This is a genomic window from Pseudoalteromonas sp. MEBiC 03607, from assembly GCF_004792295.1.
In the GTDB taxonomy this organism is placed as follows: Bacteria; Pseudomonadota; Gammaproteobacteria; order Enterobacterales; family Alteromonadaceae; genus Pseudoalteromonas; species Pseudoalteromonas lipolytica_C.
The window spans coordinates 1,807,998-1,821,204 of record NZ_SRRY01000001.1 but is presented as its reverse complement, the minus strand read 5'-3'; the positions used below and the strand labels follow the sequence as shown (position 1 = coordinate 1,821,204).

The following is a 13,207-nucleotide window of genomic DNA, read 5'->3' as shown; positions in this document are numbered from 1 at the left end:
CTTCAATTTCACTAAACTCAAATGAGTATTAGAACTTCATTTGTGCGCCAATCAAGAAGCGACGACCATAATCATGAATTGCTAATGGACGATTAGCATCTGGCATACCTGTGCTATTACCTGAAGTCGCTTTTTGCTCTTCATTTGTTAAGTTAATAGCTTGGAAAATAAGATTAAAATCTTCAGAAATGTTATAGCTAACATTTAAATCATATTGACCAAAACCATCCTTATACTGGTTTAAGCCAAGGTAATTAGTATAAAAATATTCTGAACGATATGTATAAGAAACACGGGCACTGAAAGCAGTGTTTTCATAATAAACCGTCGCATTAAAAGTATCTTCTGAGTTGTTTGGCAACACAGCTTCTTCACCTGCGGCTTTTTGCTCCGGTGTTTGCTCTAGTTCAGCATCTGAATATGTATAGTTGGTTTGAATACCAAAACCATACATAAGCTTTTGAGTGTAGTTCACTTCAAAGCCCGAATTCTCACCACCTAGGCCATTTTGAGGCTGAGTCACTAAGAAATCACGAACCTCTTCAACGCCAGTATCAGGGTCTGTCCATGTCCACTGCTTTTCAATCGTTGTATTGGTGATATACGAATCAATATCTTTGTAGAAATAAGCTAATGACAATATTGATGACTCATTAAAGTACCACTCAGCTGATAAATCATATTGAGTCGAACGATAAGGTTTTAAGTCTGGATTACCTTGTGAACCTTTACAGCCTGTTGCCGCTGCACAGTAGCCACTTTTACGCGCTGATAAAAAATCGTAATCAGGGCGAGACATTACTTTAGCCGCAGCAAAGCGAAGCACAACATCATCCGTAAAGTCATAATTAATGTTTACACTTGGTAAGAAGTCATCGTAGCTATTTGAGCTATATACATCTTGAATATTTTCAGGCGCAAAACTACGTCCTGTGTACTCAACTGAACGAGAGTCAAGCTCTGTTTTAACCGCGCGTACGCCCATATTACCGCGCCACTTATTGTGCTCGAACACGGCTTTGACGTAGCCAGCTGTAACGGTTTCTTCAAGATCGAAGGTGTAGTCAAGGTGCTCATAAGGACCTGATGTTGGGCTAGTAGACGAGATCCAATCTGCATACTGGTTATTATCAAACTGCCATAAAATGCCGTCGCTAGTAGAATCGCTTGCAAACATACCCAAATTAAAGCTCTCACCTGCTGCTGACACTTTTGGATAGTTAGCTTTGATCAAACTGGCAGCTTTTGTATGCTCACGGTACTTTACACCCGCTTTAATTGCAGTGAAAAAACCAGTGTCTAATAAATATTCAACATCAAACTGCGCATAAAGCTCATCAGAGTCATTGAGTATGTCATTTTTATGGTTGTAATCTAAACGGTAATCTTGTGGGCTTAAATCTGCCGATAAAGTCACATCTGGCGTACCATTTTCTAACGTAAATGACGCATTTGTATTGGCATAGTACTCTGAATAAACATCACTCACCTCACCGTCAGCTTTACTGTAACCTAGCTGACCTGTAACAGTGTAATCATCTGCTTTGTAAGTCACTTTTAAATCATGAGCTTGAGTCTTAAATTCACCACGGTAGCCCGCATTACCATAATAACCCAAGTTATTGTGTGCTGGTAAATCACCGGCGACAACCGTACCGTCAACGATAACGGGGTTCTCAATGTTAGCAATATTTTGCAGGATAAAACCGCTTGAATACGTGCCATATGATTCATGTTCTGACTTTGAATATAAGTTATTGAAAACAAAATCAAGGTTATCATTTGCAGCGTATTGGAATGTCGCTGTTGCGGTATCTAAATCGCTATCACTTGCGTAGCGGTTGTAACCCACTGCCCCAGGATAAAATTCTGCATTACCATCTTGGTTAGCATCTGTGCTGCGATATCCAAAACGTACTTCTTTACTATCACGCTGCGTTGCTGTTTCTTTGTGCACGAAGCCAACATTAAAACCAAAATCTTGGGCTTCATTTTTCCATGAATATAAACCAGACACGTATGGCTTAGTTTCATCTGCGTTTTCAAAGTGGAATGCTTTTACTGAAAGCGCTGCATAGTTAGCTTCACTATCAAGCGGTTTACGTGTTTTTACTACAACAGTGCCACCAATTGAACCCTCATCAATGTCAGCTTCAGCAGACTTATAAACCTCGAGAGTATCGACCATTTCTGCTGGTAATAATGAGTAATTAAAACCACGCGACGGGCGTGTAATTGATGCCGAAGCCGTTGCAGAAGCCACATTTTGGCCATTTAACAGCGTTATATTTAAATGAGGTGCTGTACCACGAATACTCACTCGGTCGCTTTCACCGCCTAAGTCTTTCTCTACTTGCACGCCAGGAATTCGTTGCAATGCATCTGCAACTGTTTGATCAGGAAATTTACCAATATCTTCAGCAGAAACTGCATCAACTACGCTGTTTGAAAAGCGTTTCATATTAATACTTTTCTCAACTGACGCCGCATAGCCGCGAACTTCTATCAGCTCAATATCTTCTTTTGTAACTTTCTTTTTTTCATCTTGTTGATCAGCTGCAAAGGCTGGTGCACATGTTCCAAGTAAAAGAGTTGGGAGCAATGCTTTTTTGATGCAAACAGTTAGCGTGGAGAATTTTTTATTCATGGAAATGTAACCCTATCGTTTTTTAAAAAGTGAGAGATTTTGTGACTACAAACTACATAAATGCTCTTTTGAACAACAATTGGTAACAACTTTATTGTTACATTGCGGCTACAATAGTAGTAATATTTTATAAAATCAAGATATTTTATTCTTTAAATTTTTCATATTAACAATATTAAATTCCAAAAAAGAGACAAAAAACATACTGCAAGCAACCTCGAGATTAAAAAACACTTAAAATCATTAACTTATATTAATGTTTTATAAAATAGGTATTTTTTAAGAATTGAAGAATTACATTCGCGTGTTTGTTTTGGGGAATTTTTTATTCAATAACAAAACTAAGAATCAATGGGAATGGGTAATAAACGTCTATAAAACAAACGCTGCTAGTGCCTATTACAAGCACATGAAATGTTAAGGACTCTTTGGAAAAATAAAACTCAGCTAACACCAGAAAATTTAATATTGAATAGTTTCTGCCTATTTAAAAAAGAGTGATGAAAACTCACCACTCGCAAACTCATCGAAGTTAAGATAAGAGGAAATAAAACTAAATGGCTTTAACTTGCCATCGCATTGTCGACGTAATCTTCGACCATATCAGCAAAATCTTGCTCAACAATACCAAGCTCAGTAAAACACGCCTCTTTGATTTTAAACCATTCGCTTGAATACTGTTGGTGACGGGCATAATCCACAGCACTTTCTGCACATTTTAAAATGGCATAGGCCATACGTTGTTGTTCATCATTATTTTGCGCTAAAAAGTGCGTGTTATGATGGTTTAAAATAACGTGACAAAGTGGCTTAGGTAAATGCCAAGAAACAGAGATAAAGTAACCAATCACCGCGTGGTCACACTGGTAGCGTGCTTGTTCAAGGTCTGTAATCGCATGCTCTTTAGCTAGATTTGCTTGTTTAAGTACCTCGACATAATCTGTAAATTTTAATGCCATTGCGGCAATACCCACATTATGAAAAAGCCCTAAAGAATAAAGCTCATCTACTGGCATTAATGACTTATAACTATTACCGAGCAGCACACAAGCATTAGCAACCTCAAGCGACTCATCCCAGAAGCGCTCTAGGCTTATGCAGGCATTGCCATTAAAATTTTGCTTAAGTAAGGCCATCGTTACCAACCGATTAAGCTGCTCTAAGCCTAAAAACATCGCGGCTTGGCGTATATCACTTATAGTGCGTTGCAAGCCAAACACCGGGCTGTTTATAGTTTTTAACAATAAGGCCGAAAGGCTAATGTCTTTTGAAATTAGTAGGGCTATTTTATCTAAACTTGCATCCGACTTTTGCATTTCATCAGCAATTTGGCTCAATAATTCAGGTTTAGGTGGAATATGAAAACCGCGTTCGAGCGAAACTAGGCGTTGTTCATCTAAGTTGATCATTTGCTCAAGAGCCTCCTTTAATAAGCAACGAGCAATTTAATGGTTTAGATGTGTAAAGTAGCCTAAGAGGTTTACCTTAGTATTGTTTGAGATCAACTAGTTGCGCAGAAAGAGTATTCATTGCGTAAAAAAACGGCATAGTAATACGTCAATTAATATGCCGCCTATTGGCTATTTACTTAGTGAGAAAGTACGCTTAGCCACTCATCAGGGTTTGCTAAAATAAACTCAAATACATCATGGTTATTTAACGTAATACGAATTCCATCAGCTGTAATTGGTAAAATACCCGCGCCTTTACCTGAACACTTATCAATGTTTTTGATTTGCGATCGTGAAAATGTGTATGGACCTAGGCCTAACTCTTTGTTAAATGGCTCAAAAACAATGTCTTGCTCTGTAACTAAAAGCTTACCATCTGCTTTTGCAACACCTGATTGAATAGTTGCCATTGATTCTTTGACTGTTTGCGCTTGCATATCCTTTACTCCACTTAACAAATGAGTGTTAGCTTACACTCAATTAAACCTTAAAATCCCGTACCAACTTAAGATACAACAAGTACGAAAAAAGTACAGTGCTATTGATTTAAAATATTTTTATAAATAGCTTATTAATCGCTTTAGGTTATTTCATGTTATTCGTTAAGGCTTTTTATTATTCACATAAAAAGCCATTCTGACTTTAGTCCATTCTTATGTGAACAAAAAAAATGCTGCTATGCTTAAAATAATAATGGGATAGATGCATTAATCTAATGACAAAAGCGCTGCTGCAAACTAAAAAAAAGTTAAAAATGAATGCATCTATCGTGATTGCATTAGTCATATTGCTTACTTTTACTTCTTTATTCTCTTATAAAAATGTCGACTCGCAATGGCATGATTATTCTGAAACAGCAGCAAATGTTTATGTCCTTCACGACAAGCTTATTCAAAAACTAGGTTATGGTGGTTTTATTCATCATTTTAAAAACTTGGTGCTAAGAAAAAACACTGAGCTTTACCTTCCCAAAATTAAAAATGAACTTGCCGCAATAAAAGACTTACTATCCAAACTCAGCGCAATAGAAGAATACGATCAAACAGCGCTTACTGACGTTACAAAAACAGTTAGTGAGTATGAAGCTAAACTCAACATTGCAATAAAAATGATTGCTGAAGGCGCTACAAGTGAGCAAATCGATTTAGTGGCTAAAGTGGATGATGCTGCGGCCTTAAAGGCTCTTTCAGAATTCGAAACATACATAAGTACGATACTGAAGGACAAAAGCCTTGCTATCAATAACAACTTTCAACTCGCTTACATCGTACACATTTTAACCATCATCTTGCTTGCCAGCATATTGCTTGTTTACTTTAGAAAGCTTTCAAACTCTTATAAACAACAGATTGAACTCACCGAGCGTGCTTTAGAAGGCACACGAATAAAATCAGAGTTTTTAGCTAACATGAGTCATGAAATCCGCACCCCTTTAAACGGTATTATGGGGCTATTACAAATCTTGCAGCCAAACATTCAAAAACCGAACAATATAGAAGTTGTTGCTAAGGCGCTGTTTTCTTGTCGATCACTACTTACCATCATCAACGATATTTTAGACTTTTCTAAAATGGAGGCGAACGAGCTATCAGTTGAACGAATAGACTTCTCTCTCTCGCGGGTCGTTGAGTCAATTAATTCTGATTTTTTGCCTGTCTGTAATGAAAAATCTATCTATTTAAAAATTGAAGTTAGTGATGATATAGAGGATTTATGGATTGGCGATCCGGTACGCATAAGGCAAATACTGTTAAACCTAGTATCTAATGCAGTTAAATTCACTGAACAAGGAGGTGTAAAAGTTATTGTCAAAAAAGCTGCTCAGCGCGAGGGAATAGAATTAGATGTTATCGACACGGGTATTGGCATGAGCAAAGAAGGACTGTCTCATCTTTTCAATCGATTTCAGCAAGCCGATAACAGCATTACCAGGCGCTTTGGAGGTACAGGTCTTGGCATGTCGATTACAGTTAATTTAATAAACCGCATGGGTGGTAGTATTGATGTAAAAAGTGAACTTGGTAAGGGCACCCGTTTTACAGTGTATTTACCACTTAAGCTATCTCAAAAAGCTCATATTGATGAAACAATTACTCACATTAAAGTACCTGACTTAACAAATCAGACGGTGTTAATAGCAGAGGATAACCCTTTAAACACCATGATTATTAAATCAATGCTAGGAGAAACCAATGCTGAACTACACTTCGCACAAGATGGTAAACAAGCTATAGAGTTATTTAATAAGCTCAATCCTAGGCTAGTACTTATGGACATACAAATGCCAAATATGGGGGGCATTGAAGCGTGTGCTCATATACGAAGAGTTAACGAAGCAGTTCCTATTATCGCTCTTACTGCCAATGTAATGAAAGAAAATATTATCGAGTATATGAACTGCGGCTTTAACGGTCACGTTGGTAAGCCTATTGAAAAACACCTGCTGTTTAACACGATTAATGATGTACTCGAAATTAACCAAAATGAAGGCTTAGATTAAAGTTTTCATCAAAATTCACAGCTTATTTTGCTATTTCAATAAGCTATAGATTTTCAAAAAAATGGCAAATGAACAGCCCACTCCAAAACACTTATTTAACCTTTACATAACGATTGACTTACAAAAAAAGATCGCCCATAGTCATTAATCATCGGTACACATTGAACCTAATTATAAAACCAATTAGTAGCAACCGCTGCTATCAAAATTAAAATGTGGAGGGGTGCGTTATGAACCGTAAGTCTAAACTAATATACCGTATTATGTTGGCCTCTAAGTTTCATAGCCGTGACAAAGCGATTTCACTTGATAAGCTAAAACAAGGCTGTTGTTTAAGTGAATCCGAATTGCTAACCGTTTTAAAAGAGCTTGAAATCAACCAACTCATTAGCTGGGATCCCAGCAAATCAACTTTTCAACTATCCGCTTAAAAGCGGACCAAGCCACTGACTATTTGGTTGTTAGCAGTGGCTTTTGTTCAACACATTCATTTAATCATTTAAGTACTTTATTAGTTGCTTATTCTCAGCGAAATAGCAAGAATCAACTTAATCGATTATGTAAACACAAAGTGAATACGTATGCACTTTATTGTTGCAGCTAAACGCGAAGGCTATAGTAAGGACACCTGCTGATTTTTCAATCAGCATATAAAACTAGACAACAAGGCCTTAAAATGACTCATATTACAAAAAAGTGCTTACTTATATTCATACTTTGTTTACTCGCTTCGGCGTGTACTCAAACAACAAATAGTGCCTACCAACCAAAACCCTATGTAAAGATAACGCATCCGGCATGGTCAAAAAATGCAGTGATGTATCAGCTAAATACTCGCCAGTTTACTAAAGAAGGCACTTTTAATGCCGCACAGCAACAACTGCCGCGCTTAAAGAAATTAGGTGTCGATGTTATTTGGTTAATGCCAATTCACCCTATTGGTGAAGAAAATCGCAAAGGCAGTTTAGGCAGCCCCTACTCAGTAAAAGACTACCGAAAAGTAAACCCTGAATTTGGCACACTAGATGATCTTAAAGCCTTTGTGAATAAAGCACATGACATGGGCATGTACGTTATTTTAGATTGGGTAGCAAACCACAGCGCATGGGATAACTGGCTTAGATATGAACACCCCGATTGGTACGATAGAGACTATCAAGGCCAATTTAGACCGACGCCTTGGTGGGATTGGTCTGACATTATCGACTTTGATTATTCAAAACCAGCGCTTCGTGAGTACATGACAGAGTCGATGAAATACTGGGTAAAAGAAGTCGGTATTGATGGCTATCGTTGTGATGTAGCAGGCTTTGTACCCGTAGACTTTTGGAACAATGTACGCCGTGAGCTTGATGACATAAAGCCTGTTTTAATGCTTGCTGAATGGGAATCGCGCGATTTACATGCCGAAGCCTTTGACATGACATACGCTTGGTCATGGTCTGAACACATGCGCAAAATTGTAAATGGTCATGCAGATGTCAGCGCCCTATTTATTTATTATTCATGGAATGAAAGCGCATTCCCAGCTGAAGCTTACCGCCTTGTAGGTGTTGCCAACCATGACACCAATGCTTGGGAAGGTACCATGTTTGAACATTACGGTGAGGCGCTTGAATCTGTCATTGCGCTGTCTGTAGTTGGCGAAGGCTTCCCGATGATTTACAACGGCCAAGAAGCAGGCAACGATAAACGACTCGAATTTTTCGAACGTGACCCTATAAAATGGCAAAAGCACCCTATTGGTGACTTGTATCAGTCACTGTTTGAACTCAAACATAATAATGAAGCACTATGGAATGGCCAATTTGGTGGACGCATGGTACATGTACCAAACACTGCACCAAAAACAGTACTTAGCTTTGTTCGCGCAAAAGGCAACGATAAAGTATTTGCCGTATTTAATTTCTCGAAAGAACCAAAAACAGTCAGTTTTGAAGAGCCATTATATTTAGGTAAGTACACTGATGCTTTTTCAAAACAGCTAATAGAATTTACTGAAACAACAGAACTCACAATTCCGGCGTGGGGATTTAGAGTGTTTGTGAAATAGTTTTAAGAGCCTAGGTTCTAGGTTCTAGGTTCTAGGTTCTAGGTTCTAGGTTCTAGGTTCTAAAGTAAATTGTAAGAAAGAAGGCATCATTCATACCAGCTAATAAATCGGTGTAATTTAATAGAAAATTAAAGCGGGTATCGAAAGCGTGTTTAAAAAAGAGATAAGTATGAAGAAAGTCACCCAAAGAAGATTTTGGGTGGCAGTCTTACCAGCCACATCTCGGCACACACGTCACACGCTGTGGCTGCTCCCTTCCGGGCCTGACCAGATTCACCTGCTAGTGTTGCGAGAGGACCAATAAGACTACCATTGAGAGCCTCGTTCGGCGCGGGAGGGATTATCTCTAGTTTTAGCCTGTTATTCAAGGGGTATTCGAAAAAGAAAGTGCGATTGCATGCTTAGTATACAATCGCACAGTAAATAAGTGATTTTCGTTAATTACTTTTCAAGCTCAGCTTTAATGTTGCGCAGAGCTGCTTTTACTTTTTTCATGTTCTCTGGACCCATACGCAGCAATTGTTTTTGCGCATCAGGTAAATTTTCCCACTCAGAATAAGCATATTGATAAGTAACTGAGTTACGTACTAACGGCATTTCACCTTTTGGTTCTGGTGTATCAAGCAGAACGTCAATCGCCTCTTCTAGCGTGCCAGTGAATGCATCACCTTCGTAGCCAATTTCAGCATAAGCTTCGTTAATCAGCGGTTTGTATTCGTCATACATACGTATAACTTGTGCAGCACTTAAACTAGTAAATAGTTTTACGTAAGGGGTGTAACGCTCATAGCTATTTGGATCGATTGTTAAAATATCCCCTTCAATCACTTTAAATGACTCTTTAGGGCGCTCAACAGGCGCATGGCTTAATGCCACTTTACCTTTGGCGATATTATCAACATACACAACACCGCGACGAATAAGGTCATCGGTCACCATTAAGCTCATCACTTGATCGCTTAATAACTCATCCATACGTGCTACAACCACTTCATCGCTTTCATTGAGCGTAGGCAGTGGCTCTACCTCTGGTACTGGCTCTGGGGTTCGCTCTGGAGCCGTTTCAACCACAACTGGCTCTGGTTCTGGCTCTGAGGTTTCAGGTTCAGGCTCAGGGTTTTGATACTCAACCACAGGCACTTCTTCAGTGACAATGTCTTCAACAACTTGCACTGGCTGCTCTTCTGGTTTCAATAAAATAAACGCCGCAACACCGGCGATAATAATTAATATAACAACCGCAAAAATAAGATTATTATTTGATGAACCTGATTTAACTGTAGGCTCTGACGAATGCTCAGACATACACACTCCCTTTAAAAACAAACAAAAAGACGAAAATTAACGTAACTCGCGAGCTAAACTTTGCTTCTTCTAGCTTAAAGACTTACAGTTGATAAATAAAGTAAAGACGCACAACTAGTTAAATGCAAATATGGGTACTAAGTTAAAAAAAACACAGCATTCAAAAGTCGCCTTACTCCTTACAGGTGGTGGCGCTCGTGCTGCTTATCAAGTGGGCGTGCTAAAAGCAGTTACTCAAAGCATGCCGCGTACTGCCCCTTTACCGTTTACTATAATTAATGGGACATCAGCAGGCGCAATTAATTCCGCTGCATTAGCATGTTATGCTTCTTGTGCTCATTTAGCGAGCAAAAAACTAGAATGGGTATGGAAGAACTTTTCTACTTCGCAAGTTTATAAAAGCGACTTCATCAGCGTTTTTCTGCATATTCTGCGCAATATGCTAACAAGCTTCCAGTCAGAGCATATAAACCACCCACCAGCGAGCTTATTGAACAACAAGCCGCTGAGAAAACTGCTCAATGAAATACTCGATTTATCACGTATTGAGCGAAATCTGCATAAAAATTATTTAGATGCTGTGTCTATTACTGCTTCTAGTTATACCACGGGTGACTCTGTGGCGTTTTTTCAGTCGCTTACTCAAAAGCCTTGGCGCCGAGCGAAGCGCGAGGGACAAGCAACACGTATAAATGTAGAGCATTTAATGGCATCAAGTGCCATTCCTATGGTTTTTCCAAGTGTGAATGTACATAACCATTATTTTGGTGATGGCTCAATCCACCAGCTATCGCCCTTGAGCCCTTCTGTGCATTTAGGCGCTGAGAAAATTTTTATCATTGGTGTAGACGAACCAAAAGCACCACATCCTCCGGGCTATCAACCACACTATCCAGGACTTTCAAATATTGCGGGTCACTTACTCGACAGTGTATTTACCGATACCTTGCAGTCTGATTTAGAGCGTTTACAACGTATCAACCGAACCTTGAGCCTGTTACCTGCTCGCGACAAACATCAAGAATTAAAGCAAATCGAAACCTGCGTGATTAACCCCTCACAGAACTTTAATGTAATTGCCGCACAGTTTTATGACGATATGCCAATGGCGATTAAAGTGTTATTACGTCTTATCGGGGTAAAAAAACGCTCGCAATCAAGCTTAACCAGCTACTTACTGTTTGAGAAGCGTTACACACAAAAGCTCATCGAGATTGGCTACCAAGATGGCCTTAATAAACTCCCTGAAATTCGTAAATTCTTAGAGCTGGATTAGCTACTCCAAACCATCCAGCAAAAACCGCTCTACTCGCTCTACTCGGCGCGGTTTACCTTGTAGCACTAAAATGTCGCCAGCCAGTAAAATAGTTTGCGATGATGGAGCGTCAATTTCACGGTCTTGCCTACGAAGTGCCCTTACAGATACACGGCGCTGTTCAAGTTTTAATTCGCTGATTTTTTGGTTCACAGCATAAGCTCGCTCGGGTAAAGCAATAACATGCAAATATTCTAAGCGGTCTGAACTTGCTTCCTCTCCATCGAGCTTGTCGCCGGTAAAAAAGCCATTTAAAAATTGGTAACGGTTACGACGTTCTTTACTTACTCTGCGGATAATGCGAGTCATAGGCACTCCAGACATATAAAGAACATGAGAAACTAGCATCAAGCTTGCCTCAAGGGTTTCGGGCACCACTTCTGTCACACCCAGTTCTTTTAGTGTTTCGAGTTCACTATCATCACGCATACGCACAAGAATCTTGACCTTGGGCGCGATTTGCTTGATGGCATCAACCACTATTTGTGTTTGCTCAAAGTCGGTAAAGGTAATGATCACTAGCCTTGCTCGCTCTACCCCAGCTGACTTTAAAATATCTTTTTGATTTACATGACCAAATATAACAGGCTCGCCAGCGGCTTTTGCTTCTTGCAATAAGATTGGATTACTCTCTACTGCTACGTACTCAATTGCCTCGGGCTTTAAAAACCGCGCGATGGTTTGTCCAACCCGTGAAAACCCACAGATCACAACATGGTTATGGTACAACGGACTACTCGCAGCGGGTTGCTGCCAATGTTGCCCGGTTTGACTTAAAAGGCCGAGTTTTTTAATAATTAACGGTGTTTTTTCGATAAGATAAGGCGTGAGTGCCATCGATAGCACCCCTACTGCAATTAAAAACGATGCTTGCTCTGCACTGATTAAAAGGTGCTGCGAAGCAAGGGCAATAAGTACAAAACCAAACTCCCCCATTTGCCAAAGCATGATCCCCGCAGAAACAGCATCTTGCTTACGCTCACCCATTACTTGAGCAGCAATCGATAACACCGCTATTTTAAAGAGCAACAAGCCAACCAGTACAGTGATGATCCAATACCAACTACTAAGCACATAAAGTACATCAAGCTGCATACCGACTGTGACAAAGAACAGCCCCATTAAAATATCGCGAAATGGCCGAATATCCGCCTCTAGCTGGTGACGGTAATGACTTTCTCCTAACATCATCCCTGCTAAAAAAGCGCCTAATGCCATTGATAAGCCAAACAAGTATGTAAGCCCAGCTGCGAATAATGCAACCAATAGCGTGGTTAACATAAATAGCTCATCGGTTCTTACCAAGGCGATTTCGCTAAATACCTTGGGGAGTATCCACTTACCTATAGCAAAGAGTAAAACACAAACCAATGCGCCTTTAGTGAGTGCAAACGCCAATGCGCCTACAATTTCCTCTGAGCCGCTTTGTGCTAGCAGTGGATAAACAATAAGTAATGGCACAACCGCGATGTCTTGGAATAGCAATACGCCAATGGCAAGTTGGCCTCGTCGTTGGTTAAGCTCTCCAGATTCTTTAAGTAGCTTTACAACCACTGCGGTTGAAGATAGCGCCATTAAGCTGGCAATAGTAAAACTATTTAGTAAGCTGTAATCAAGCAGCAACAAAATCAGCATAAACACAATGCTGGTGACAACCACTTGTAATGAGCCAAGGCCGAATACGATATTACGCATAGCCCTTAAACGGGGTAACGAAAACTCTAGACCTAAACTAAATAATAAAAACACAATACCTAGCTCAGCCACAAAGTGCATTTCATGGCTTTGCGCCATCCAGCCAATACCGTGACTCCCCGCCAACACCCCAGTTGCCAGGTACGCAAGAATAGGTGGTAAACCAATTCGTTTGAAGAACCAAACAAATAATACGGCAGCAACTAGCAAGCCAAACACTTGAATCAGCACATTTTGCAAG

Annotated in this window: 9 protein-coding genes and 1 other RNA gene; 4 read left to right on the top strand and 6 right to left on the bottom strand. The window is 39.7% G+C overall.

Translation table 11 applies throughout. The features are described from left to right. Positions 1 to 28: 28 nt before the first annotated feature. The 3 genes from E5N72_RS08330 to E5N72_RS08320 all read right to left on the bottom strand — a co-directional run bounded on the left by E5N72_RS08330 (position 29) and on the right by E5N72_RS08320 (position 4,535). Positions 29 to 2,647, bottom strand: a complete 2,619-nt coding sequence (locus tag E5N72_RS08330; RefSeq protein ID WP_135924037.1) for a TonB-dependent receptor — start codon at positions 2,645 to 2,647, stop codon at positions 29 to 31. Between the two features lie 563 nt (positions 2,648 to 3,210). After that, positions 3,211 to 4,056 carry an HDOD domain-containing protein gene (locus E5N72_RS08325; protein WP_135924036.1) on the bottom strand — a complete coding sequence of 282 codons (846 nt, stop codon included), beginning with the start codon at positions 4,054 to 4,056 and terminating at the stop codon, positions 3,211 to 3,213. 179 nt (positions 4,057 to 4,235) lie between these two features. Beyond that, positions 4,236 to 4,535, bottom strand: a complete 300-nt coding sequence (locus E5N72_RS08320) for a hypothetical protein (protein ID WP_135924035.1) — start codon at positions 4,533 to 4,535, stop codon at positions 4,236 to 4,238. Between the two features lie 278 nt (positions 4,536 to 4,813). Between E5N72_RS08320 and E5N72_RS08315 the strand changes: the two genes are divergently transcribed. From E5N72_RS08315 to E5N72_RS08305, 3 genes are all read left to right on the top strand, one after another. Further along, positions 4,814 to 6,598, top strand: a complete 1,785-nt coding sequence (locus E5N72_RS08315) for an ATP-binding protein (protein WP_135924034.1) — start codon at positions 4,814 to 4,816, stop codon at positions 6,596 to 6,598. A gap of 230 nt (positions 6,599 to 6,828) precedes the next feature. Beyond that, a complete protein-coding gene (locus E5N72_RS08310; protein WP_135924033.1) occupies positions 6,829 to 7,029 on the top strand; it encodes a hypothetical protein in 201 nt (66 codons plus the stop codon). Positions 7,030 to 7,274: 245 nt separating this feature from the next. Further along, positions 7,275 to 8,651, top strand: coding sequence for an alpha-amylase family glycosyl hydrolase (locus tag E5N72_RS08305; RefSeq protein WP_135924032.1), 1,377 nt, complete (start codon positions 7,275 to 7,277; stop codon positions 8,649 to 8,651). A gap of 206 nt (positions 8,652 to 8,857) precedes the next feature. On the opposite strand, the gene ffs is transcribed toward E5N72_RS08305, so the two are convergent. Continuing rightward, positions 8,858 to 8,954, bottom strand: an RNA gene (gene ffs / locus E5N72_RS08300) — signal recognition particle sRNA small type. Positions 8,955 to 9,092: 138 nt separating this feature from the next. Next, positions 9,093 to 9,956: a DUF3014 domain-containing protein gene (locus E5N72_RS08295; protein ID WP_135924031.1), complete on the bottom strand. Its 864-nt coding sequence runs from the start codon at positions 9,954 to 9,956 to the stop codon at positions 9,093 to 9,095. Positions 9,957 to 10,086: 130 nt separating this feature from the next. Here E5N72_RS08295 and E5N72_RS08290 point away from each other — a divergent pair, with 130 nt between their 5' ends. Next, positions 10,087 to 11,232 (top strand): patatin-like phospholipase family protein, encoded by a 1,146-nt coding sequence (locus E5N72_RS08290; protein WP_135924030.1) that lies wholly within the window; start codon positions 10,087 to 10,089, stop codon positions 11,230 to 11,232. Here the strand turns inward: E5N72_RS08290 and E5N72_RS08285 are convergent, their stop codons facing one another. After that, positions 11,233 to 13,206: a monovalent cation:proton antiporter family protein gene (locus E5N72_RS08285; RefSeq protein WP_135924029.1), complete on the bottom strand. Its 1,974-nt coding sequence runs from the start codon at positions 13,204 to 13,206 to the stop codon at positions 11,233 to 11,235. Position 13,207 lies beyond the last annotated feature (1 nt).